Source organism: Thiovibrio frasassiensis (assembly GCF_029607905.1).
Taxonomy (GTDB): Bacteria; Desulfobacterota; Desulfobulbia; order Desulfobulbales; family Desulfurivibrionaceae; genus Thiovibrio; species Thiovibrio frasassiensis.
On the sequence record NZ_JAPHEH010000001.1, the window covers coordinates 1,582,175 to 1,606,001 of the forward strand.

General features: G+C 56.6%; 23 protein-coding genes and 2 tRNA genes. 11 read left to right on the top strand and 14 right to left on the bottom strand.

Annotated features, from left to right (window positions below; all coding sequences use genetic code 11):
• Positions 1-32: 32 nt before the first annotated feature.
• The 7 genes from OLX77_RS07520 to galU form a co-directional block, all read right to left on the bottom strand.
• Positions 33-488, bottom strand: a complete 456-nt coding sequence (locus tag OLX77_RS07520; protein WP_307632977.1) for a phosphatidylglycerophosphatase A family protein — start codon at positions 486-488, stop codon at positions 33-35.
• Complete coding sequence (larC, locus tag OLX77_RS07525; protein ID WP_307632978.1) at positions 489-1,682, bottom strand: nickel pincer cofactor biosynthesis protein LarC; 1,194 nt, start codon at positions 1,680-1,682, stop codon at positions 489-491.
• Positions 1,679-2,437, bottom strand: a complete 759-nt coding sequence (locus OLX77_RS07530; protein ID WP_307632979.1) for a TVP38/TMEM64 family protein — start codon at positions 2,435-2,437, stop codon at positions 1,679-1,681. Before OLX77_RS07530 ends, larC begins: the two co-directional genes overlap by 4 nt.
• 25 nt (positions 2,438-2,462) lie before the next feature.
• Entirely contained in the window at positions 2,463-3,380 is a 918-nt protein-coding gene (fmt, locus tag OLX77_RS07535) for a methionyl-tRNA formyltransferase (protein WP_371877498.1), read from the bottom strand.
• Between the two features lie 33 nt (positions 3,381-3,413).
• A complete protein-coding gene (gene def / locus OLX77_RS07540; protein ID WP_307632981.1) occupies positions 3,414-3,929 on the bottom strand; it encodes a peptide deformylase in 516 nt (171 codons plus the stop codon).
• A gap of 96 nt (positions 3,930-4,025) precedes the next feature.
• On the bottom strand, positions 4,026-6,479 hold the full coding sequence (gene priA / locus OLX77_RS07545; protein ID WP_307632982.1) for a replication restart helicase PriA: 2,454 nt from the start codon (positions 6,477-6,479) through the stop codon (positions 4,026-4,028).
• 59 nt (positions 6,480-6,538) lie between these two features.
• Positions 6,539-7,408, bottom strand: a complete 870-nt coding sequence (galU, locus tag OLX77_RS07550; RefSeq protein WP_307632983.1) for a UTP--glucose-1-phosphate uridylyltransferase GalU — start codon at positions 7,406-7,408, stop codon at positions 6,539-6,541.
• 159 nt (positions 7,409-7,567) lie between these two features.
• On the opposite strand from galU, the gene tilS reads away from it, so the two are divergent.
• The 3 genes from tilS to OLX77_RS07565 all read left to right on the top strand — a co-directional run bounded on the left by tilS (position 7,568) and on the right by OLX77_RS07565 (position 9,785).
• On the top strand, positions 7,568-9,043 hold the full coding sequence (tilS, locus tag OLX77_RS07555; RefSeq protein ID WP_307632984.1) for a tRNA lysidine(34) synthetase TilS: 1,476 nt from the start codon (positions 7,568-7,570) through the stop codon (positions 9,041-9,043).
• A 27-nt stretch (positions 9,044-9,070) separates the two neighbouring features.
• Positions 9,071-9,147 (top strand) — tRNA-Arg (locus OLX77_RS07560).
• Between the two features lie 239 nt (positions 9,148-9,386).
• Positions 9,387-9,785 (top strand): response regulator, encoded by a 399-nt coding sequence (locus tag OLX77_RS07565; RefSeq protein ID WP_371877499.1) that lies wholly within the window; start codon positions 9,387-9,389, stop codon positions 9,783-9,785.
• 93 nt (positions 9,786-9,878) lie between these two features.
• Here the strand turns inward: OLX77_RS07565 and OLX77_RS07570 are convergent, their stop codons facing one another.
• From OLX77_RS07570 to OLX77_RS07600, 7 genes are all read right to left on the bottom strand, one after another.
• Entirely contained in the window at positions 9,879-10,184 is a 306-nt protein-coding gene (locus tag OLX77_RS07570) for a DUF6763 family protein (RefSeq protein ID WP_307632986.1), read from the bottom strand.
• A 34-nt stretch (positions 10,185-10,218) separates the two neighbouring features.
• Positions 10,219-10,401, bottom strand: coding sequence for a hypothetical protein (locus OLX77_RS07575; protein ID WP_307632987.1), 183 nt, complete (start codon positions 10,399-10,401; stop codon positions 10,219-10,221).
• Between the two features lie 46 nt (positions 10,402-10,447).
• On the bottom strand, positions 10,448-10,894 hold the full coding sequence (locus OLX77_RS07580) for a universal stress protein (protein ID WP_307632988.1): 447 nt from the start codon (positions 10,892-10,894) through the stop codon (positions 10,448-10,450).
• Positions 10,895-11,152: 258 nt separating this feature from the next.
• Positions 11,153-11,491: an inorganic pyrophosphatase Ppa gene (locus OLX77_RS07585; RefSeq protein ID WP_307632989.1), complete on the bottom strand. Its 339-nt coding sequence runs from the start codon at positions 11,489-11,491 to the stop codon at positions 11,153-11,155.
• A gap of 153 nt (positions 11,492-11,644) precedes the next feature.
• The gene (locus OLX77_RS07590) at positions 11,645-12,031 is read right to left on the bottom strand and encodes an acyl-CoA thioesterase (RefSeq protein ID WP_307632990.1); all 387 of its coding nucleotides are present in this window, start codon (positions 12,029-12,031) and stop codon (positions 11,645-11,647) included.
• Between the two features lie 304 nt (positions 12,032-12,335).
• Entirely contained in the window at positions 12,336-12,836 is a 501-nt protein-coding gene (locus OLX77_RS07595) for a thioredoxin family protein (RefSeq protein ID WP_307632991.1), read from the bottom strand.
• A gap of 75 nt (positions 12,837-12,911) precedes the next feature.
• On the bottom strand, positions 12,912-16,172 hold the full coding sequence (locus tag OLX77_RS07600) for a UvrD-helicase domain-containing protein (RefSeq protein ID WP_307632992.1): 3,261 nt from the start codon (positions 16,170-16,172) through the stop codon (positions 12,912-12,914).
• 370 nt (positions 16,173-16,542) lie between these two features.
• Between OLX77_RS07600 and gmd the strand changes: the two genes are divergently transcribed.
• The 8 genes from gmd to OLX77_RS07640 all read left to right on the top strand — a co-directional run bounded on the left by gmd (position 16,543) and on the right by OLX77_RS07640 (position 23,628).
• A complete protein-coding gene (gene gmd / locus OLX77_RS07605) occupies positions 16,543-17,661 on the top strand; it encodes a GDP-mannose 4,6-dehydratase (RefSeq protein WP_307632993.1) in 1,119 nt (372 codons plus the stop codon).
• Positions 17,662-17,752: 91 nt separating this feature from the next.
• Positions 17,753-18,733 carry a GDP-L-fucose synthase family protein gene (locus OLX77_RS07610; protein WP_307632994.1) on the top strand — a complete coding sequence of 327 codons (981 nt, stop codon included), beginning with the start codon at positions 17,753-17,755 and terminating at the stop codon, positions 18,731-18,733.
• 106 nt (positions 18,734-18,839) lie between these two features.
• Positions 18,840-19,763, top strand: a complete 924-nt coding sequence (locus tag OLX77_RS07615) for an NAD(P)/FAD-dependent oxidoreductase (RefSeq protein ID WP_307632995.1) — start codon at positions 18,840-18,842, stop codon at positions 19,761-19,763.
• Positions 19,764-19,776: 13 nt separating this feature from the next.
• Complete coding sequence (gene tadA / locus OLX77_RS07620) at positions 19,777-20,247, top strand: tRNA adenosine(34) deaminase TadA (RefSeq protein WP_371877500.1); 471 nt, start codon at positions 19,777-19,779, stop codon at positions 20,245-20,247.
• A 40-nt stretch (positions 20,248-20,287) separates the two neighbouring features.
• Positions 20,288-20,379, top strand: a tRNA-Ser gene (locus tag OLX77_RS07625).
• Positions 20,380-20,491: 112 nt separating this feature from the next.
• Positions 20,492-21,013, top strand: a complete 522-nt coding sequence (locus OLX77_RS07630) for a transcriptional activator RfaH (RefSeq protein ID WP_307632997.1) — start codon at positions 20,492-20,494, stop codon at positions 21,011-21,013.
• A gap of 158 nt (positions 21,014-21,171) precedes the next feature.
• On the top strand, positions 21,172-21,792 hold the full coding sequence (cysC, locus tag OLX77_RS07635) for an adenylyl-sulfate kinase (protein ID WP_371877469.1): 621 nt from the start codon (positions 21,172-21,174) through the stop codon (positions 21,790-21,792).
• 321 nt (positions 21,793-22,113) lie between these two features.
• The gene (locus OLX77_RS07640; RefSeq protein ID WP_307632999.1) at positions 22,114-23,628 is read left to right on the top strand and encodes a lipopolysaccharide biosynthesis protein; all 1,515 of its coding nucleotides are present in this window, start codon (positions 22,114-22,116) and stop codon (positions 23,626-23,628) included.
• Positions 23,629-23,827: the final 199 nt, after the last annotated feature.

Consider the following 23,827-nt stretch of genomic DNA (forward strand, 5'->3'; position numbering starts at 1 on the left):
GTAATCTCCGGGCTCAGCGTTATTCGGTGCTTCTACCCGATTATAGCATAACAGATAAGTTGCAGAACCATGAGACTGTAAACCCCGGCCAGGACATCATCCAGCACGATGCCCATGCCGCCGTTGATCCGTTGGTCGATGAGGCGGATCGGGTAGGGCTTGAAGATGTCGAAAAATCGGAAGATGAAGAACCCCAGCAGCCAGAGCAGAGGGTTGTTCGGCGCCGCGATGAGGGTGATGAGCATGCCGATGACCTCGTCGATCACCACCACGCCCGGGTCTTTGCGGTCCAGGATCTTTTCCGCCTGCCCGGCGGTGATCACGGCGATGAAAAAGATCCCTGCCAGGGCAAGGGCATAATGGTTCGGTGCCAGTTGCCGCAAGAAAAAATGCAGGGGCAGGGCCAGCAGGGAGCCCCAGGTGCCGGGGGCTTTGGGCAGATAGCCCGTGCCAAAGCCGGTGGCGATGGTCATGAAGAGTCGATCCATTTAGGTATCCCCTTTAAATTCTCTGTGTTGGCTGCGTGCCACCTCACCGTACACCGCTTTGAGCGGAACCCCGTGGGCGATGGCGACCCGTTTGCAATCCTCATATTCCGGGGTCAAGACCTCGCCGGCCGGAGTGGTCACCTTCTTCACACGCACCGCTCCCCAGCGGGTGGGTACCGTGCCGTTTTCCCGGGGCAGGGTCCAGCGCTGCTCCGTGCGAAAACGCAGACCGATGGCCGTGGTCTCGCTCAAGATGCATTCCTTGGCTGGTAAGGCGGAAGCCCGGTCGCAGATTACCCGCAGGAGAAAGCCCGGTCGTCCTTTTTTCATCTGGATGGGGATCAGGGCCACATCCAGGGCGCCCAGTCCAAAGAGCTGTTCGCTGAGATAGGGAAATGTTTCCGGCGACCAGTCGTCCAGATGGGTTTCGATCACCTCCACCTCCTGGGCTTCGGCCATAATCCGGGTGGTGCCGAGGATCAACCGGAGGAGATTGGGCTGGCCATTGCTCAGCTCCTGACTGCCGGCACCGTAGCCCACTCCGGCCATGGTCATGGCCGGCATGGGTCCATAATGGCTGGCCAGCGCCTTGACGATGGCGGCTCCGGTCGGGGTGACCAGCTCCTGGTTCAGCTCGACCCCGTAGGTCGGCACTCCTTGCAGCAGTTCGCAGACTGCGGGTGCGGGCAGGGGCAACCGGCCATGGGCGCATTGCACCCAGCCGTGGGGCATGGGCAAAGGGGCGCATTGCAGACCGGTGATCTTCAAGACCTCAAGACCGATGGCCGCGCCGACAATGTCAATGATGGAGTCGATCCCCCCCACCTCATGGAAATGGACGGTATCCACCGGCCTGCCATGCACCTTGGCCTCGGCCTCGGCCAGCAGGGAGAAGATGGACAGCGCTGTTTCCTGCACCGGCTTTGCCAGTTCGCTGGTGGAGATGAGCTGCCGGATCTCCCCCCAGGAGCGGTGGGGATGGTTCTCTTCGGTTTCGATCGTAAGGGCGGTGGCCGCGATGGAGCCGCAACTCTTTTTGGTCGCGCTCAGGGTGTAGCCGGCCAGGTCAAGCAGGGCCAATTGCCTGCGCAATTCATTCTCCGGCACTCCGGCATCAAGCAGGGCGCCAAGGAACATGTCGCCGCTGATTCCGGAAAAACAGTCGATATAGGCAATGGTGTGTTGGTTCGTCATTTATTCTTCGGCGGGCCAGAGCTGTTTATATCGTTAGAGGGAAAGGTCCGTCTGCTGTAGTGGGTGAGCCAGGCGAGAATCTGCTTGTGATAGAAGGCATAGGGGATGGCAATCAGGGCGGAAATCCCCAGGAGAAAGACAAGTTTGAGATAGTTGCCCTGGAAAATTTCGGCGCCCTGAAAAGAAAGGAGCAGGGTGCCTGGCATCCGGCCGACAAAGGAGATGAAGAGAAAGACCGGCAGCGGCATGTGGCTCATGCCCAAGAGATAGGAGAGGGAGTCTTTGGGGAACCCGGGCAGGAGAAAGAGAACGAAGGGGATGATGAAGTCTCCCTTGCTGATGAGATGGTTGAAGCGATGGTAGATGGCGGTGTGTTCCAGCCGCCGGCGGACCAGGTCGCTCAGCAATCGGCCGACCATGAAGGCCAGCCAGGAACCGATGGTGAGTCCAAAGGAGGAATAGGCAAAGGCCGGCAGGGCGCCGAAGAGATAGCCGCCCAAGACCCCGCTTGCCTCGCCGGGAATGGGCGCAATAACGACCTGCAGGATCTGGAGGCCTATGAAGAGAAGCGGTGCAAATCCGCCCTTGGCCAGGATGGCTGCGCGGATCTCTTCCCCGTGCTGCCGCGAATTCTGCAGATAGTGAAGGACCCTGGCAAAAAGGTTGTCCTGCTGGAAGGCGTAAAAGATAACCCCCCCGATTGCGGCAAGGATGAGCAGAAGGTAGAAGATGCGGCTTTTCAGGAATCGGGTCATGTGGAATGGCCTCGCAAAAAGGCCATCATGTGGGGAACCTGAGGCCTGGGGCAAGAGGCCTGCCGCGGAGAAAGGCATCCGCGCTCATCCGTTTGGACCCTTCAAGCTGCACCTCGCCAATCCGCAGATACTCTTCGCCCGTAGCCACGGTTAGCCCGGTTTTGTCAGCCCGGCACAGGGTACCGGGGGCTTCGCGCACAGGCCCAGGGATAATCTGCGGGGCAAAAAGGCGAAGCCATTTGCCCTCCAGGGTGGTGTGGGCCATGGGCCATGGGTCGAGCCCCCTGATCCGGCAGCTGATTTCCCGGGCCGTTTTTTGCCAGTCGATTGCGCTTAATTCCTTGGAGAGCGGGGGCGCCAGGGTGACCAGCCTTTCGTCCTGTTTGTGCGGAGGGAGATTCCCCTCCTTGAGCCGTTCCAGGGCCTCGGTGAGCAGCCTGCCACCGAGAGCGGCCATCTTCACGGCCAGAGTGCCGGCGGTATCGTCGGGTTCGATGGCCAGGCTCCCCGGCAGGAGGATGTCGCCGGTGTCCATGCCCTCGTCCATCTGCATGATGGTGATGCCCGTTTCCGTGTCGCCATTGAGCACTGCCCACTGGACCGGAGCCGCACCCCGGTATTTTGGGAGGAGTGAGCCGTGCACGTTGATGGTGCCCAAAGGCGGCAGGCTCAGGAGCGGTCCCGGCAGGATGCGGCCATAGGCGGTCACCACCATAAGATCGGGGCGGTAGGAGCGGAGTTCTTCCAAAAACTCGGGCGTCCTGACCTTGGTCGGCTGGAGAACCGGGATGCCTGCGGCCAGGGCCAGTTCCTTGACCGGCGGCGGGCTCAGCTTGCGGCCCCTTCCCTTGGGCTTGTCCGGCTGGCAGACCACGGCGACCACCTCTTCCCTATGATCAAGCAGCGCTTGCAGCGAGGGCACGGCAAATTCCGGGGTGCCCATGAAGATGATGCGGTACCTGCGGGTTGCCACCGGTTATTTCCCCTCTTCGGCCCTGATCATTTTTTTGATCTTCTTTTTATAGAGCGTCCGCTTGAGGGAGCTGATCCGGTCGATGAACAGGGTGCCGTTTAGGTGATCGAGTTCGTGCTGGATCACCCGGGCGTAATACCCTTCCGCTTCAAAACGCAGCGGCTGGCCGTTGATATCCTGGGCCTCCACCCAAATTTTCGCAAAGCGGACCACGTTGCTGCAATACTCGCGTACGCTGAGGCACCCCTCCTCGTCAATCTCTTGGCCTTCGCCCTTGATGATCTTCGGGTTGGCCAGCACAATCAACTCCCGGGGCGCATCCTTGGGCGAGATGTCAATGACGCAGAGCTGCAGGGGGATGTTTATCTGCGGGGCCGCTAAGCCGACGCCGGGTGCGTCGTACATGGTTTCCGCCATGTCGGCCACCAGTTTTGCAAGATCCTCGCCAAAGTCGGTGACCGGCTTGGCCGTGGTCTTGAGAATGGGAAAGGGGTAGGTGACTATCTCGCGCAGAGCCATGGGAGGGTTCCTTGTGGGTTTTCGGGAATGTTTTGGCCTTGGTGGTGCGTTTTTTTGTGTATCGCCGGGATGAAACAGGGCGGCTGAAGAAGCAATTTATAACATATTTTCCGGATCAACGTCCACCGACAAATTCACCGCTGCTCCCAGGCGGCTCTGCTCCTGTTCGAGCTCCAGGCAAAGGCCATGCAGCTCTTCCAGATCCGGCCCCTTGAGCAGGATCTGCCAGCGGAATCTGCCCCGCAGTCTGGCAAGGGGCGCCGGTGCCGGGCCAAGGATGGCGGTTCTGCGATACCGGGGCAAGAGGGATTTCCCTTTGGCGGCCAAAAGCGAGGCCCGGCTTTGCACCCCCTCTTCCTGTTCGCCGTCAAGGACAAGGTTGATCAACCGGCTGAAGGGCGGATAACCGAGGGCTTTGCGCAACCCCATTTCTTTTGCGAAAAAGCGGGGGTAATCGTGGTCGCGGGCCGCGGCAATGGAATAATGGGTGGGCTGGTGGGTCTGGACGATGACCTTCCCCGGTTGCTCGCCCCTCCCTGCCCGCCCGGTCACCTGGGCCAGGAGCTGGAAGGTGCGCTCGCCGCCCTTGTAATCGGGCATGCCCAGCCCGGCATCGGCCCAGACAATGCCCACCAGAGTGACATGGGGGAAATGGTGCCCCTTGGTGATCATCTGGGTCCCTACCAGAATGTCGACCTCGCGCTCATGCACCGCCCGGAGGATGCGGAGGAAATCCTGGCGGTTGCGGGTGGTGTCGTGGTCAAGGCGGGCGATCCGGGCCTTGGGAAACATCCCGGTAAGTTCCTCCTCGATGCGTTCCGTGCCGAAACCGATGGGCGCCAGGTTGAGCGAGCGGCAATTGGTGCAGACCGTGCGGCTGTTGGTGGCAAAGCCGCAGTAATGGCAAACCAGTTCGCCCCTTCCCTTATGGAGGGTCAGGGTTATCCGGCAATGGGGGCATTGCACCGCCTGGCCGCAGTCGGAGCAGAGCATGCAGCCGGCAAAGCCGCGACGGTTGAGGAAGACGAGACTCTGTTCTCCTCGGCTCAGGGTCGCCCGCAGTGCTTGTTTGAGTTGCGGGCTGAAGAGCGGCGGCCGACCGGAGACCGTGTTTACGGCCTGGAGATCGACCAGCTCCACCTGGGGCAGGGGCCGGTTTTCTATTCTGGCCGGCAGAGTGAGCAGGGTGTACTTGCCGCTGAGCGCATGCTGATAGCTGATCAGCGATGGGGTGGCCGAGCCGAGCAATACCGTGGCCCCGCCCTGGCTGCCGCGGAGCAGGGCGAGATCGCGGCCCTGGTAGCGGAGGCTGTCTTCCTGCTTGTAGGCTCCGTCGTGTTCCTCGTCGACGATGATCAGCCCCGGGTCACCAAGGGGAGCGAAGATGGCGGAGCGGGCACCGATGACGATGCGCGCCTCCCCGGAAACCACCCGCTGCCATTGGTCAAAACGCTCGCCCCTGGCCAGGCCGCTGTGCAAGAGGGCCACGGTCTCGCCGAAGCGGGAAAGAAAATGCGCCTCCAGCTGAGTGGCCAGGGCGATTTCCGGCACCAGCACCAGGACGCTGCGGCCCAGAGCCAGGGTGGTTTCCGCGGCCTGCAGGTAGACCTCGGTTTTACCGCTGCCGGTGACGCCGTGCAGGAGGAAGGCACTGTATTTTTTTTGGCGAATGGCCGGGTTCAGCTGGGCCAGGGCGTTTTCCTGATCAACGGTGAGTTGGGCGGGCCTGGGGAAAAAAGGCGGGGTTTCGCCAAAGGGATCGCGATAGACCGGGCGCTCCACCAGGGAGATGAGGCCTTTTGCGGCCAGAGCGGCAAGGGGTTTTCCCGCGCCCCGGTAGAGGGCGGTCAGCTCCCTCCGGGGAATACCCTGGGCTGCAGGGGTGCGCATCTCTTCGAGGAGGGCAAGGGTCTTCGCTTCAGAGGGCTTGAGGCTGGCGAGGGTTTCCGGACTCGCTGCTTCTTGGGCAAGGAGCACGCAGGACTCTGTTTTTTGGCCGATGGACGCCCCGGAGATAATCTGCTCCACGGTGAGCAACCCCTGTTCCGCCCACTGTTCGATGAGCCGTCTTTCTTTGCCCCGCCAGAGTTTGCGCACCGTCGCCGCACTCAATTTTTTATTGGCGGTCAGATTGGCGAGCCAGGGGGTGTCCTGAATAAGCTGGGGCTGTTCCCGTTGAAAATAGTGCAGACCCGCCTCGGTGATCTTAAGCCGGCGGCCGCTTTGCGAGGTGAGTCCGCCGGGCAGCGCGCCCCGGATCACCTCTCCGATGGGATAATGATAGTAGCGGGCCACCCAGCGGAAAAAGGGGACCAATTTTTCCGGAAAAACCGGGAAATCGTCGAGGAGGTCGGCAATGGGCTTGAGTCGGAACTCGGGTTTTTCCTCGGAGAGGGCCAGGACATAGCCGGTGAGCAACCGTCCGGACAAGGGGACCAGCACCCGTTGCCCAGGTTTGGCCACCCTTCCGTCGCGTAGGGCGGCGTAGGTCAGGGTCTGCGGCAGCGGAGCAGCCACGGCGACTTCAAGATAGGGGGGTGATGCGGACATGGCACGCTGTCGGTGGATGTGAGAGGCCGCCCTCCGGCTTCGGGAAAAAGAAAACGCCTTTAAAAATCCGCGCAAACTTCCTTGATGTGTTTCTTGAATTCCTTGGAGATTACCGGATGCCGCAGGGCATAGGCGACGATCGCCTTGAGGTAGCCGAGCTTGTCTCCCGCGTCGAAGCGGGTTCCGGTAAATTCGTAGGCATACATGGGCCGCTGTTTGGCAAGGGCCAGCAGGGCATCGGTGAGCTGAATCTCGCCGCCGTGGCCCGGGGTTGTTTTTTCGAGCAGGGGAAAGATCTCGGGGGTGAGGAGATAGCGGCCGATAATCGCCAGATCGGAGTCGGTGGTGCCGGGTGCGGGCTTTTCCACCATGCGGTCCACCTGATACACCCCTTCCCGGATCTGGGAGCCCTCCACGATTCCGTACTGGTTGGTTTCTGTTTGCGGTACTTTTTGGATAGCCACGATGGGTGCGTCCATTTCTTCGTGCAGGGTGAGCATCTGCTGGCAGCACGGGACCTTGCTCAACACCAGATCATCGCCCAGCAGAACCAGGAAGGGCTCGTTGCCGATGACATTTCTCGTGGTCCAGATGGCGTGCCCCAGTCCCAATGGTTTTTTTTGGCGGACCGTGGTAATGTCGATGAGGTTTGAGATGTGGTTGATCTCTTCGCAGAGCGCATCCTTGCCCTTTTGTCTGAGGATGGTGTCGAGTTCGAAATCATAGTCAAAATGATTTTCGATGGCTGATTTTCCCTGGCTGGTGACAAAAACAATCTCTTCGATCCCGGAGGCAACCACCTCTTCGACGATGTACTGAATGGTCGGCCGGTCAACGATGGTGAGCATTTCCTTGGGAATTGCCTTGCTGGCAGGGAGAAAGCGGGTGCCTTTGCCGGCCACCGGGATAACAGCTTTGCGTACGTTCATATAAGACCCGTTGCTGAGTGTTTTTCTGCAAAAAGAGGATACGCTTCAGTATGTTATATCACATAGCCAAAGATAGCTGCTACTTCAAGGGAAATAATGAGCCAGAGTGAAAACTCCTTGGCAACCGCTGTGCGAACTGAACCAACGTAAACGGTAGCGATGCATTCTTTTATCAAAAAGGTCGGGGAAACTATCAAGCGCGAGGCGCAACTTGTTGCCGGAGAGCGCTGTGTCGTGGCGGTCTCCGGCGGTCCGGACTCCATGGCCTTGCTGTATACTTTGGCGCAGTTGGCCCCACTTCTTGAGGTTTCTCTGGTGGTTGGCCATCTGGATCATGGCCTGCGCCCCAAGGAGGCCGCGGCTGAGGCCAGTCTGGTGCAGGAAGCGGCGCAGGGGTTGGGGCTTGTCTGTGAATGCGGCAAGGTGGAGGTTGCCGCGTATGCCAAGGAGCAGGGCTTGTCCCGGGAGCATGGTGCCCGCAATCTGCGTTACGGATTTTTAGAGGAACTGGCCGCGCGTCATCGAGCCGACAAGATTGCCGTAGCCCATACGGCGGACGATCAGGCCGAGGAGGTTCTGCTCCGGCTTGTCCGGGGGACTGGCCGGGCGGGGTTGGCCGGCATGGCAAGGGTGCGCGATGGTCTGGTTATCCGGCCTTTTTTGGGCATCGCCAAGGCGGAGATCCTCCGCTATCTGGCGGCAGAAAATATCCCCTATTGTCTCGACAGCTCCAACCGGGAACGGATCTACCTGCGCAACCGCATCAGGCTCGATTTGCTCCCGTACCTGCAGGCGCATTTTAACCCCAATATCGGCAACTCCCTGCGGGAAACGGCGACGATTTTGCAGGGGGAAGAAGAGCTCTTGGCCGGGATGGCCAGCCAGGCCTATGCCCAGGCGGTTGTGGAGGAGCAAGGCGAACCCGCGAACCTGATGATTCAGCTGGAAAATTTTTTGGCTCACCCTTTGGCCATCAGGCGGCGCATTTTGGAAACCGCGTGCTGGCGTATGGGTTGTCGGCCAACCTTCAGGCAGATTGCGCAGCTGCTCTCGCTGGCGGAAACCGGGGGGGAGGGGGCAGGTCTGCATCTGGCCCGCGGCTTGCGGGTTGTCCGGGCGGAGGGGCGGATGTTGTTTTGTTATCCGCAGGGGCGGAAACCAGTGCGCGGCAATCTTATGGCTGTCGGGAAGGAGGAGGTGTCTTTTTGTCGAGCGCTTCCCGGCCCAGGGGAATATTCCCTTGAAGGTCTGGGGGTACGGATCAAGGTTCGTCAGCTGGCAACCCTTCCCGAGGGATGGGAAGGGGAGGGGGCGAAGGTCCTCTACTGCGATGGTGAAAAGGTTTCTTTTCCGCTGCTGGTCCGTTTTGTTCGGCAGGGAGACCGGTTTCATCCCCTGGGGGCATCGGGGCGGAAAAAGGTCGGCGATTTTTTCACCGACCAGAAGATTCCTGCGGGACAGCGGCAAAGGATCCCCATCCTGGCGGACCAGGAGGGAATCATTGCCATCCTCGGCGTGCGTCCCGACCAGCGGGCGGCCATCGGCAGTCAAACCAGAAGGATTCTGGCCGTAAGCCTGCACCCTTTGTCGCCCGGTGAAAATGGCTTTACTGAAAAAGCGATACATGGTAAGTAAGTTGCCACTGTGAAGATGAAAACCCGAGGGCGGGTAGCTCAGTTGGATAGAGTGTTGGCCTCCGAAGCCAAAGGTCGTGGGTTCGATCCCCGCTCCGCCCACCAGAAAATATAAGGAATCAGTCATAACTGGCTGGTTCCTTTTTTTTTATGGGACAGTTGCTTGGTGGGGGCAGGATCTGGCTTGCGTCTTCCGTCTTATCTGCCGGAGAGGGGATTTGTTCCATGAATTGCTTTGCTTCCGTTTCACCCTCCGTTATACTTAGAAAAATTCTGGGCATTACAGAGTTCCGCCTGCAAGATCTTCCGGCGAAAAGCTACTACCTGGCACGTGTTGTGAAATGATGGAACCTGATAATGATATGAAGGTGTTGGTGGTTGATGATTCGCTGGTCATGCGGAGGATCATCACCAATCACCTGATGGCATTGGGATATTCCAAGATCCTTGAGGCGGACAGCGGGGAAAAGGCGCTGCAGATTCTGGAGAAGGAAGGGGTGGACCTTATTCTCTCCGACTGGTGCATGCGGGGAATGCACGGCATTGAGGTTTTGCGGAGTGTTCGAAAAAATGAGGCCACCAGGAGCATCCCCTTTATCATGGTAACCGCCGAGGCGCAGCCGCATCTGATGCTCGAAGCGATTCGGGCCCAGGTCAGCGATTACGTGGTCAAGCCATTCACCAGGGAGAATCTGCGGCAAAGCATCGAGAAGGTTCTTGTCTTGGGGCAGGTCGGGAGCTAGGTCAGGTTTTGTCTTTGCCGAAAGAGATATGTCGGGTCAGGGACATCTCTCCTGTGTGATGCTTTGCCGGCAGAAGCTGCGCACGGAAACATCTTATTCCTCAAGCTCGGGCAAGGGTTCCCCCCAGTTGTCCTCCTCGGGATTTTCTGTCTGATGTCCTCCCTGTACCTCGTCCTCATCCTCCGCTAGATCATCGTAGAGCCCCATTTCGTCCGGGGGGGCAATGGCGGTGAGATCAGCCTCATACCAATCTTCCAGAGTGATTTCTTCTGTTGCCCCATTGTCATGCTGGAGCTCAACAAGCCCTTCGTCCTCGTCAACGGTGACGACAACGAAGCGGGTGCCATCCTCGATGGCCTCGTACCAGTTGCCTTCAATGGGTTCTGTGTCGAGGGGCATGTTTTTTTCCGTCCGGGGAGAGGGCAGGGTTGTGTTACACGGGGAGGCAATCCTCCCGCCAGCAGCAATCTTCCTGGCTGCAATGCTCCATGGCTGAACCAAAGCAGGGGAAGTTGCCTTCTTCTTCCTGGATGGTCCGGATGAGAGCCTCTTTTTTCATCTTGCCGGGTTTAATGCCAAGCTTCGTCGCCTTTGTTTTGATTTCGGTCATTTTCATGGAAAACCTCCGTGGGTGTTGGAAAGGGGAGTGGGGATACGTCTTCTCAAATACAGGGATTCATACTGAGTACCGGGCAGTGGGCGGTCTTGATCACCCGCTCGGTAACACTGCCGAAAAGTGCTTTCTCTACCCCCTTGCAGGTCTGGGTGCCGATCATGATCATGTCGCACCCTTCGGCCTCGGCATGGCGGACGATCTCTGCCGCGACATTGCCCGTGAGCACCGTGCTTGCATGGGGGACGTCCTTGGCCATATCCTCTGCGATGAACTCGGTCATCTTGCGTTTGGCCCGCTCGAGCAGTTCTTTTTCCAGATTTTCCAGGGGCAGGTGGGGCACCGCAAAACCGGCATAGGCATCCAGGCTCTCCACCACAAAAACCACCTCGATGGCCGCATCGAATTTGCGGGCAATCATGATGGCGGCCTGCAGCACTCTGTTCGAATGAATGGAAAAATCCGTGGGAACCAGAATTTTTTTGATGTCGTTCATGGTCGAGCCTCCTTTGCCGAGCAATGTTGAAACAGTCAGGCGGATAGATCATGCCTTTGGGAAAAGCATGATGTGTGCCAATGGCATAACGCGCCACGGTTTTCAATGTGGGCGGTTGCTTTCTCAAGGCCCTTGGGTAAGTTTTGTGCTGCCAGTTCCCAAAAAAACGAAAAAAAATTGAAAAATCTAAACGACAGGGGGGCAACTATACATTGGGTCCCCTTTGTCTTGTCAGGGACGGAAGTTAGGAGGAGAGCCTCATGGTCTGGTGCTTTCAACCACAAAGGGGGTGGAGCGTATGGCTATGCTTTTCTTCTTGATCCAGAGCCTGGCCATGGGGATAACCTCGCCGTCCATGGTGACGAGGTTGGCCAGCTCCTCAACGTAGGAGATATCCTGGGTGTTGAATTCGTAATAAAAGGTGTTGTCGCTGTAAGGGTCGACCACCAGGAGGATCTTTTTCGGGTTGGTTGGATGTTTTTGAGGCGCGCCGGAAAAGGCGATGTGGGTGTCGCGCAGCTGTTTTTCGTCGCTGGGGCGATGATAGACCTGGAGTTCAAAACAAACTACTGCCTGGGGAAAATTGGCGAGGGGCATGGCTAACCTCTGCACTGGGTGATAATTGCCTGGTGGGCAACAACGGAATTAAAGCTCTAATGAATTCAGTATACAGATTCTCCGGGGTGAAGCAAAAAAAATAAAAAGGTCGTGGCGCAAATTTTCGCAATCCCTTCTGGAGCGGGGGTTGTTTTATTTTTTCACCGGAATCGGGCGCATCGCATCGTCAACCGCGACAAAGGTGAAAAGCCCCTCGATCGCTTTCTCTCTGGTTTCATCGTACATCTGCTCGAGGTAAACGGTCACCCGGACCTGGATGCTGGTGTTACCGACCTTGACCACCTGGCCGACCAGTTCGACAAAGGTGCCGGCCGGGATCGGGGTCTTGAAATCGATGCGGTCCGAGCAGACCGGGACGGTTTTTTGCCGGGAAAATCGGGTTGCGGTGATAAAGGCCGCTTCGTCCATCCATTGCAGGGCGGTGCCGCCGAACAGGGTGGCGTAGTGGTTGGTGGTGTTGGGGAAAACCGCTTTGGTGATGCGGGTTTCAGCGGCTTCGATTCTCTGGGTCATGTCCATGGTTGCCTCATGAAGAGTGAAAAGGTGAGAATGGAGAATGAAGAATGTTTAGAGGGCTGCTGTGAAAAAGGGCTGCGGGCAGGACGGGGCAAGGCCCAATCCCTGCCCGCAAACGGTCTTCCAGTTAAATCGAGATCAGGTGCAACGCCGCAATAACGTAGAGGGGGAAAATGTCCACCGTGAAGCTGGCTTCCGGTTCATCATGCCCGTAGCCGTGGTGATTGTGCTCGCTCATGGGAAAAGTCCTTCTGGGGGAAACGGGGGATGGATATCTGAAAAACATGTTTCATTTTAAACTCTTCACTCATAATTTTTCACTTTCTTCCCGTACCCACTCCTCGACCTCGGCCGGAGATGGCATCCGCCCCGCGCATTTTACCGTGTTGTTGATGATCAGGGCCGGTGTTTTGGTTACCCCGAACCGCCAGATTTCGTCCAGGTCGTGTACCGACTCCATGTCGGCGGCCAAACCGAATTTTTGCAGGGATTCAAAGAGCATGGCGCTGAGTTTGTTGCAGGTTACGCAGCCGGAACCCAGCACCCGGACGGTGAGGGTGCCGGGCTCTGTGCCCTGTAATCCCTGGCGGCGTCGGTATTCGGCGCGCAAAGCCTCGCGGTAGATCGGCTCCGCAGCCGTGGGCACGTAATTCTCCCTGGCAATGGCAGCAAAAAGAAACTCCATTGCCGCCTCTTCCTCCATCTGCTCGGTAAGCGCCTTGTTTAAGGCCTGATCAAGGCCGATCAAGCCGACATTGGCCGCGCCGATACGGATGGTGCGGGGCGCGGGTTGGTCCTGATTCTGCATGGGCTTTCTGTCCTGTGTCTGCTCTGGATTTTGCCGAAATTACGCGAAAAGTAGCGCTTTTTATACTGCTGGTTGCTAAAAAAGCTGCATCTGCCGTCCGCCAGCATTGCGCCGTTTGTGTCTGGGGTGGTCAACCTCGAGCACAAGGGAGGCGGGGATTTCTTGGATAAACCGGGAGGGGCGGTGGCTGCTGGTGCGATTGAAGATGGTGCGGTTTAAAGCCCCGCTCAGGATCAGGCTTTCCTGTGCTCTGGTCATCGCCACATAGAGGAGGCGGCGTTCTTCTTCCACATCGCTGTGGCGGTTGGCAATGGTACAGGGGAGGATATCCTCTTCAAGCCCGGCCAGAAAAACCACCGGGAACTCCAAGCCCTTGGCCGCATGCATGCTCATGAGGGCAACTCCTTCGGCCCGTTCGTCGTAGATGGTGGCCTGGGCGTTTTGCCGGAGGTGATCGCAAAATGCCTGGAGATCATTGCCGAAGGCATTGGCCAGCTGGAGCAACCGCTTGACCTCCAAGTCCTGCGGATTGCCGAAACCCATGCGTGGCAAAGCCTCGCTCAGGGAGTCGGTAATCCCCTGTTGCGCCGCTTTGCGGAAATTGGTGAGGGTTCCCCCTGTCTCCCGGATGATCCTTGCTGTGTTGGCAGGAAGAGGGAGAGTGGCCGCCGCGCCGGGAAAATCATGGCAACGGAGGGGGAGTTTTTGTTCAAGGAGGGAGAGGGTCGCTTCGCCGATCCCCGGAAGGTCTGCCAGTAACTGGAGATGTTCGTTCAGGGTCGCGTCCGGTGCGCTGGCCAGCAAGAAATGGGTGGCGGCCTTCAGGCCGGGCTTCAAGAAGAATGGCGTGCCGCCCACAAGCTGGAAGGGGATGCCCTTGTGGTGCAAGGCTTCGGCAATGGGTTCTGCCATCTGGCTCAACCGGTAGAGCACGGCAAAATCGGCAAAGCTCCGGGCTTGGGCCTGATTGGCACTTCGGGCTGTATGCCGGGAAAGATTACTGGTGCCGCCCAGCCCCTCTTCGATACGGTGCGCGATAAATTCTGCCTCCGCCTGGGCAGTTGGCGCCTGATGCCATTCGATGCGAGACGGGCTGGTGCTTTCGGCCAGAAGTTGGGTGTCGCCGCTCTGCTGGTTTCGGCGGATCAGGGCTGCGGCCCCATCGATAATGGCCGGGGCGGAGCGGTAGTTGCGGATCAGGGGCAGGGTGGTGACGCCTGCCCTTTCGCGAAACCGTTGAAACAGGGTGAGGTCGCTACCGCGAAATCCGTAGATGGCTTGGTTGGGGTCGCCGATGGCGAATACCCGGGCTTGTTTTCCGAGCAAGAGGACCAGCTGGTACTGAGGGTGGTTGAGATCCTGAAATTCATCAACAAAGAGATGGGTCACCCGGCCGGTGACCTCGGCGGCAAAGTCGGGGTCGTTACGAAACCGTTCCACACAGCAGGGAATGACCAGATCAAGATCAATGGCCTTGTTCGGTATCCACGAGGGAAGATAGCGCGCCAGGAGATCCGGCAGCTCGGCATCGGCGGGGAGTATGCCCCGGTTCATCTGGTCGACATAGCCGGCCAGCTGTTTCTTGAGAATATGGTGTTCGGCCCGGGAGAAGTCGGGGAAGGATTTGCGCAGGTAAAAATCCCGCTCCTCCTCGCCGACCACCACAAGGTCGGGGGTTTCTTTGCGCAACAGAGACAGGCAATAGGCATGGAAGGTGCCGACGAAGATGGGGCGGGCACCCTCGCCGAGATCACGCTCCAGACGGGCGCGCATCTCACTGGCAGCACGGTTGGTGAAGGTGATGGCCACCATCTCTTCGGGACGGGCATGCTCCTTGGTGAGCAGATGTTCGATCCTGGCCACCAGGGTAAAGGTCTTGCCGGTGCCCGGTCCGGCAGCCACCAGGATGTTTGCGGCTCTGTTGGTGATGGCTGCCAGCTGTTCCGGATTAGGTTTTCTCGGGAGCAGGGGTGTTTCTCTCGCGGAAGAGGGCTTTTCTGTGGGGGGCAGCGGGGTGCGTTCTTTTTTCGCAGCAGGGTGCTTTGCCTTTTTCCCGGTAAACAGGTTGATCTGGCCGGCCAACTCCTCCCGCTCTCCTTTTGCAAAGACGCGGATCACCCCGAATTCGCCATCGTAACCAGGGGTGCGGATCACCTTGCCCGTACGGATGCGGGCCACCGCCTCCCCCAGCACCGGGGACATGAGATTGATTTCCTCCCCCGGGGTGTTGAGCAGCAGGTTGAACTCCGAACCAAAGCGGGCAATGACCCTGGAGTAGAGGGCCATGACCCCCTTGGTGGCAGGGCCGGCGCCGAGAATCTCGCCCAACACCTCGGGCAACGGGATCAGGCTGTGCACCGCGGGCGAGCCCGGCGGGTAGTACGGCTCTGTCCGCTCGGCCAGCTCCATGACCCGGTGCAGCACCCCCACGGTCAGGGGTTTGCCGCAGACCGGGCAGATTGCCCCGATCTTTCGGGTTTCGACGGGCTCAAGGCAGACCTGGCAGTTCCGGTGGCCGTCGCAATGGTATTTCCCCTCTTCCGGGTAGAACTCTATCGTGGCGGCAAAACCGCCGGTAAGGGGGTTTTTCAGGGCTTCGCGCAGATCGGAAAAGCTGAAGCCGGTATTGAAGATGTTGGCCTCCCTGCCCAATTTCCCGGGAGAATGGCAATCGGAATTGGAGATCAGGGCGAAGCGGTCCAGGGCAGGGATGAGCCGGTTCATGTCCGGGTCCGAGGAAAGGCCGGTTTCGAGGGCAAAGACATGCGGGCTGAGATCGCCGTAGCATTCCTCAATGGTGTTAAAGCCGGAGCGGGAGCCGAACAGGGAGAACCACGGCGTCCAGATGTGGGCGGGAACCAGGAATCCCTCCGGCGCTTTTTCGAGCAGGATTTCCAGCAGATCGCGGGAATCAAGGCCCAGGATGGGGCGGCCGTCCGACTCGATGTTGCCGATGCCTGCCAGGACGGAGTTTATCCGTTCCGCCGAGGCGAAATCCGGCACATAGAGCAGGTTGTGGACCTTGCGTACCGCGCCGTGCCGTTTGTAAATGGAGCTGATCTCGGCGGTGAGCAGGAAGCGGCTGGGCAGCGCTTCCGGTGTCGCCTGCACCAGGGCCGGGGGGATCGCCTCATTCTTGAGTTTGAAGAACCCCGGTTCGGCAGGCTCAAGCTGCTCCTTGAGCTGACTGAACCAGCCGGGATGGGTGAAGTCGCCGGTGCCGAGCAGGTGGATCCCCTTGACCCTGGCCCAGGCGGCAAGGCCCTGCAGGTTTCCGGCCTTGCTGGTCGCTCGGGAGAAGGGGGAATGGATGTGGAGGTCAGCGATATAGCGCATTTGTTCGTTGTCTCTTGAAAAAAGAAAAATTGAGAGAAGCAGATGAATCTTACCCAGCTTCAGGATTTCTGTCTATGGCGTATTTCCTTATTTCTTTGAGGAAAAGGGGTGGTCTTCTTGGGGGGAAATCGTTATATTGGAAAGTTATGTTTGAAACGGTGTGGAAGCGAGGAGGTTGTGGGAATGGTTGAACGGGTCAGTGCCCTGGTTATGGCAGGTTTGTCCCGACAGAGCTGTATGCCGTGTCCCGGACCTTGATGGCTCACCGCCGGCACTTTGCGCAAATTGAGTGTACGGATGTTGCTCTGCAGGCTTAAAACCTCACTAATTATTGGCTCAGAACGCAGCAATTTATTGCAAAAGGCTTACCATGAAAAAAGCACTTATTACCGGAATTACCGGCCAGGATGGCTCTTACCTTGCGGAATTTCTTCTTGAAAAGGGGTACGAGGTGCACGGGATCAAGCGGCGTGCCTCATCGTTCAACACCCAGCGAGTGGATCACATTTATCAGGACCCGCATGTGCAAGATGCCCATTTCAAGCTGCACTACGGCGATGTGACGGATTCCTCCAACCTGACCCGTATTCTGCAGGAAGTCAAGCCCGACGAGGTCTACAACCTGGCCGCGCAATCGCATGTGGCGGTAAGCTTCGAAGCCCCGGAATATACGGCGGACGTGGTTGCCATGGGCACCCTGCGGTTGCTGGAATCCATCCGCCTTCTCGGGCTGGAAAAGAAGACCCGCTTTTACCAAGCCTCGACCTCCGAGCTTTACGGCCTGGTGCAGGAAACTCCGCAGAAGGAGACCACGCCCTTCTACCCGCGCAGCCCCTACGCGGCAGCAAAACTCTATGCCTATTGGATTACAGTGAATTACCGCGAAGCCTATGGCATGTATGCCTGTAACGGCATCCTCTTCAATCACGAATCGCCGCGTCGTGGCGAAACCTTTGTGACCCGGAAAATCACCCGTGGCCTGGCCAATATGGCGCAAGGGCTGGAGCAATCTCTTTATCTGGGCAACATGGACGCTCTGCGGGACTGGGGGCATGCCAAAGATTACGTCATGATGCAGTGGTTGATGCTGCAACAGGAGCAGCCCGAAGATTATGTCATTGCCACCGGCGTGCAATACAGTGTGCGCCAGTTTGTCATCTGGTCGGCAGCAGAACTGGGTATTACCCTTGAGTTTGTCGGCAAGGGAGTGGAGGAGCACGGTGTGGTGAAAGCTATTGTCGGAGATAAGGCTCCGGCGCTCAAGGTGGGAGACATCATCGTTCGCGTGGACCCACGCTATTTTCGGCCGGCCGAGGTGGAAACCCTGTTGGGCGACCCAAGCAAGGCGAAGGAAAAGCTCGGTTGGGTTCCGGAAATCACGGTGCAGGAGATGTGTGCAGAAATGGTGGCGCATGACCTGGAAGAAGCCCGGCGTAATGCTTTGTTGAAGGCCAGCGGCTACAGCGTTTCCATCTGCACCGAACGGTAATCAGCAATGTCCGTTCGTAATCCATGCTGGACTTGTTTGTTTTTTTGTCATGCGGGTCGAGAATCAGCCAGACACAACAGGATTTGTTCCAATGAGTAAACCAGCCATCGCCACCGAGGCCAAAATCTATGTCGCTGGCCACCGCGGCATGGTGGGCGGCGCCATTGTCCGGGAATTGCAATCCCAGGGGTACAGCAATATTGTTACCCGCACCCACGCCGAACTGGATTTGACCAACCAGGCCGCGGTCAACGCCTTTTTTGCAGCGGAAAAGCCAGGGTATGTTTTTTTGGCTGCCGCCAAAGTGGGAGGAATTCATGCCAATAATGTCTATCGGGGCGAATTCATCTATCAAAACCTGATGATCCAAAGCAATGTGATCCACGCCTCTTTTGTCAACGGGGTGGATCGGTTGATGTTCCTTGGCTCCAGCTGCATCTATCCCAAGGAAGCGCCACAGCCGATCAAAGAGGAATATCTGCTCACCGGGCCTCTGGAACAGACCAACCAGCCGTACGCCATTGCTAAGATCAGCGGCATTGAGATGTGCTGGAGCTATAATCGACAATACGGGACGAAATATCTGGCCGTGATGCCCACCAACCTCTATGGCCCAGGGGACAACTATCATCCGGAAAACAGCCACGTCATTCCCGCCTTGATTCGGCGGGCGCATGAAGGCAAGCTTCGTGGCGAGCCCGAGTTCGTTGTCTGGGGTACGGGCACGCCGCGCCGGGAATTTCTTTTTTGCGAAGACATGGCGAATGCCTGTGTGTATCTGATGACGCTTGCTCAGGATGAGTACGAGTTCTTTTTGCATGATACCCGGCCACCGTTGATAAATATCGGGGCGGGGGAAGATGTTACCATTGCTGCGCTTGCCAAAACGATTTGTGAGGTGGTGGGTTACACCGGCAAGATTGTTTTTGATCAGAGCAAGCCGGACGGCACCATGCGCAAATTGCTTGATGTAGCACTGCTCAAGAGTCGGGGGTGGGTTGCTAAAACAGCACTGCACGATGGTTTGGCGGTTGCTTATGAAGATTTCAAGGCGGCGAGTTGTTCAAGGTAGGGTAGTTGTAAAGAAGGTGCGGTTAAATATATATAACTTTCAAGATGATCTTTTGTGGTTTCTATAATTGCTGTAATTGCAACATATTGGGAAAATGGGGGCGGATATGGTTGAAGAGATAACAGATGTGGTGATTATCGGCGCTGGCCCGGCAGGGCTGCAGGCCGCCGTGCATGCTGTGCGGAAAAAGGCTTCGGTGCTTGTCTTGGGCCGTCTTGAAAACAGCAGCATTTACTCGGCCCACGTTGAGAATTATCTCTGTGTCGATGGCGTGACCGACGGGGCGGAGTTGCTGCGGATCGCCCTGGCCCAGGCCACTCGTTTTGGTGCAGAGGTATGGCCGGAGGATGTTCTGCACCTTGGCCAGGAAGGTGAGTTGTTTACGGTTAACGTGGAAAGCGGGCGGCAGGTTATGGCCCGGACCCTGATTCTTGCCACCGGTACCTCGCGCAAAAAGCTTAAGGTGCCGGGCGAGAAGGAGCTGCTGGGCCGTGGGGTCAGTTATTGCGTGGATTGCGATGCCAATTTCTATCGCAACGCCAAGGTGGCGGTGGTGGGCAACGAATCCGCCGCGGTGGACGGGGCTCTGACCCTTACCAAATATGCCGCCGAGGTTCATCTGGTCTGCAAGGATATGGCGGTTGGCAAGGAGTTGGGCGAAAAGCTGTCCGCCAGCTCGGTGGTGGTGCATAAGGGCGTATGGGCCAAAGAGATTCTTGGTGAAAAAGCGGTGAGCGGACTCCTGTTGGACAGCGGTGAGACCCTTGCGGTGGACGGGGTCTTTGTCGAACTCGGGGCCAAGGGGGCCATGGAGCTTGCCACCAGTATCGGTGTCCTGCTCGACACGGATACATTCTCCTTTATCGAGACCAACAAGAAGCAGGAGACCAATATCACCGGCATCTATGCGGCGGGCGACATCGCCGGACCGCCTTGGCAGATGGCCAAGGCGGTGGGCGAAGGGTGTGTGGCCGGTTGGGAGGCTGCCAACCATGCCAACCGGATCAAACGAATGTCGGAAAGTGCATAGCGTGGCAACTCTTTTGTCGGAGAACTCCCCCGAACAGTATATGGCAGTAGCCCTTGATCAGGCGAGGCTTGCGGCTGGGCGTGGCGAGGTGCCCATCGGTGCGGTATTGGTGGGTAGCGGTGGGGAGATCATCGCCCGAGACGGCAACCGCACCATCGAGCTGTGTGACCCGGGAGCGCACGCGGAGATGCTGGTGCTGCGGCAGGCTGGCCGTTTGCGGGGGAATTACCGATTGCTCGACACCACCCTCTATGTTACTCTGGAGCCTTGTGTCATGTGTGCCGGAGCCTTGGTGCATGCCCGGGTGAACCGTCTGGTCTATGGGGCCGTCGATCCCAAAGCTGGCGGGGTTGTCTCTCTTTTTCAGGTCGGGCAGGACACGCGGCTCAACCACCAGTTGGCTGTGGAAGGCGGCCTGTTGGCCGAAGAGAGCGCCAACCTGCTAAAGGATTTCTTCCGGCGGAGAAGAGGCGGTGCAAGGTAACATGTAGGAGCGGATTCAGCCGTGAGAATCAGCTTGAAATGGAGAGGTGCCAGAGTGGCCGATCGGGAGCGACTCGAAATCGCTTGACCTGGGAGACCAGGTCCGTGGGTTCGAATCCCACCCTCTCCTCCAGTTCTGTTGACAGAAAAATCGGCAGGGCTGTTTAGGGTAAGGTAAAAATGCAAAACTCCCCGCTATGCCGGATACTGGGCAATCTTTTGAAAGCTGTACCCGCCCATCTCGCATGAAACAGAACGTATCGAAAGAATGGTTCGCTATCCGCACCAAACCCCAACAGGAACAGGTTGCCAAGCTGCATTATGAGCGGCAGGGGTATGTGGTCTATCTGTCCATGATGCGGACTATTGTCCGGCATGCCCGACGGACCGAGGAGAAACTCAAACCCTTTTTTTCCGGCTATCTCTTTCTGCATCTTGCCCCGGACGAACGGAATTGGGTGGCGATCTCTTCCACCCGTGGTGCGCTCGGGCCGATTTGCTTTGGCGATAGCTATGTGTCGGTACCGGACTGGATCATTGCCGATCCGCAGGCTAAGGAAGATGCGAGTGGAGCAGTGCCGTTGGCGGACCTGCAGAAAAAAGGGTTGCTGCCGGGTACTGCGGTGGCGGTGCAGCTTGATGATGATACCTTGGCTCAGGGTCTGTTTTACTCGTTCTCCGGACAAGAAAATGTGGTGGTGCTTTTAAGTTTTCTCAACCGCCAGGTGAAGGCTACACTTCCACTGGACAGGGTGCAGCGGCAATAAGGCGTGAAGGTCGCTCCTTCATAATATGCCAAGCCCCTTTTTGTTTGACACTGGCTGAAAATGTCCTGTATCTCTGAGCAACGATCGGACAAACGGTCACCTTAAGGGCGGTAGCATGCCCGGAATACTTTGCTTGGCGAGAACGGCAGCTACTTTTTATGGATATAATGCACAACATTGGCTGGCATCATGCCACAGTTACCCGCGAACGGCGTGAGATGTTGAATGGGCATCGAGCCTGCGCTGTCTGGTTTACTGGGCTTTCTGGTTCCGGCAAGTCGACGCTTGCCCATGCCGTGGAAGAGCGACTGCATGGCATGGGGTGTCGCACCTTTGTCTTTGACGGCGATAATGTGCGGCACGGGTTGTGTTCTGATCTGGGATTCAGCATCGAAGATCGGAGCGAGAACATCCGCCGGATTGCCGAAATGACCAGTCTTTTTCTTGATGCCGGGGTCATTGCCCTGTGTGCTTTCATCTCTCCCATGCGTGATGATCGCCAGAAGGTCCGTGCCCTTGTCGGGGTTGATAACTTTTTGGAAATACACTGTGACTGCCCCTTGAAAATCTGTGAACAGCGGGATGTTAAAGGGTTATACAAAAAAGCCCGGGCCGGACTGATTAAGAACTATACCGGAATCTCTTCCCCATACGAAGCGCCGGAACACCCAGATCTCTGCTTGGAAACCGGGCAGGAAGCACTGCAGGATTGTGTCGGCAAGGTGTTGGATGTGTTGCGGGAGAGAGGAGTGGTTTCCGGGATTTCCCTTTGGCCTTGAAAATGTCTGTCCAACGAAAAATTCAAGCCGTTGCTGGCCGCTGATCGCAATCATGGTTATCCGTCGGTGAGGATGCCAGTATTGCCGAGAAGGTGAGTGTGATGGTCGCGAGTGTTGTGGGATATGCAGGATAGATCGTCTATGACGTAAGAAAACCGGATGGCGCACCCAGACAATTACTGGATATTGGTCCTCTAGCGGGCCTGGGCTGGAAAGCCGGAGTCGGGCTGTGGACCCGAATCACTCTGGTTTGCCGCGATTAATTATCGTGAATAAACAAAACGAAATGAAAGCCGTTATCAGTCTGGCAGGGTTTGGCGCTTGAATGTAAACACAGAGAAATTGCCGCTAGTTCCAGTTAGTCGTAAACGCGCCACTGCCGTGCTGGCAATTGGGGGGTACGTCAACACCGGCATTCTGATTGTTCAGGGTTTGTTGATGGTGCCGTTGTATCTGCATTTTGTCGGAGCCCCTCTCTATGGATTATGGATGGCCTCTGGCGGCATACTTGGCATGTTGGGGGTGCTGAACTTCGGGGTCAGCAATATGTTAGTGCAGCGAATTGCTAATGCGTATGGGCGGCAGGACTTTTTAAAAACGGCAGATTATTTTATTAATGGTATATTTGTCTATTTAGCAATAGTTTTAATATTTATGTCCGCTGGACTCCTTGTGTCCTTTTTTTTCTCGGAATTGTTGAAGGTCTCTGGGGGGGAAAGTGTCATGTTAAGAGGGTGTTTTCAGCTTGCTGTTGTTGCCGCGGGATTGGGAATTCTTAATGAGTGTCTGAGGAGTTTTGCCCAAGCACTTCTGCGCCCAATTTTTTCAATGGTTACGATAGCCTTATCTCGGATAGTGGGTATTGCAGTCATAATATCTCTTCTTTTTCGAGATGCTGGGCTTTGGGCAATCCCTGTGGGGATGCTTTTTGCTGAAATATTGATCCTGTTTTTCGGACTGATTCAAACAGTAAGTCTGTTCAGAGGCTTGCGCGTAAAAATTTCAATAGATAGTACGATTATTAAGGAATACTTCCAACTTGGTGGTGCTATGTTCATTGCCAGGCTGGGTTCTGCTTTATCCAGAGAGTCAGCCCCCTTGTTAATTACTTACTTTTTGCGGCCAGAACTGACTACAGCCTACATGGTAACCCGTAGGGCCGCAGACATGGTTTCTCAGCTGCTGGCTGTGATTTATGGTGCGGCTCACAGTGCCTTTTCTCACCTTGTAGGTCATGGGGATAAAGAGAAAACTTCAGAAGTGGCAACTCGACTGCTTATCATGATCTTCGTTTTTGGACTCGTCGGATTTGTGACTTATGTTACGATGAATCATTCATTTGTGACACTTTGGGTGGGGGAAGCTTTTGCGCTTAACCAGGAAATCATTCTTATGATTGGCATAGCATTTTTCGCAAGTAGTTTGCGTAATATGGTGTGGCAAGTACTGAATGGTTTCGGAGATTATCAATACTCCTCACGCGTTATTTTGTTTGAGGGTGTAGGGAAAATCTTACTTTCTGCGGTGTTGTTGGGTTTTCTTGGAATGCCTGGGGAGCCGCTCGCCTTGGTTGTTACAAGCATCATCGCAATGATTGCTATGTGCGTGAAATTGCAAAGGCACGTTGAGCTAAAAATTAGTAACAAGGAGATGGTCAATGCGTTGGTGATAACACTTGTTTTGTTCGTGTTTGCTGAGCTTGGGGCAAGGATGATTAATCCTTCCTCATGGGTTGTATTTGTATTGTTTCTAGGGGGAGTGGCGTCGGTGTCATCAGTGGTTATCGTGTTATCAGGCTGGACCAAGTTTAGAGGACTAATCAAAGTCCGGTGGTGATGTAAATCAAATTATATGATTTTATTGGTCGAGATTTTTATAACTAAAATAACTCGTTTATTTCATAATAAAGATCAACCAATTGTATATAGGATGTGGTTTTTAATTATGTTGTTATTGTGCTGTGGGACATAATTGGGCTTGAGCTACATTTAATAGCCTAATATCAACGAATGATTACGCTTAAGTAAGCGTTGTG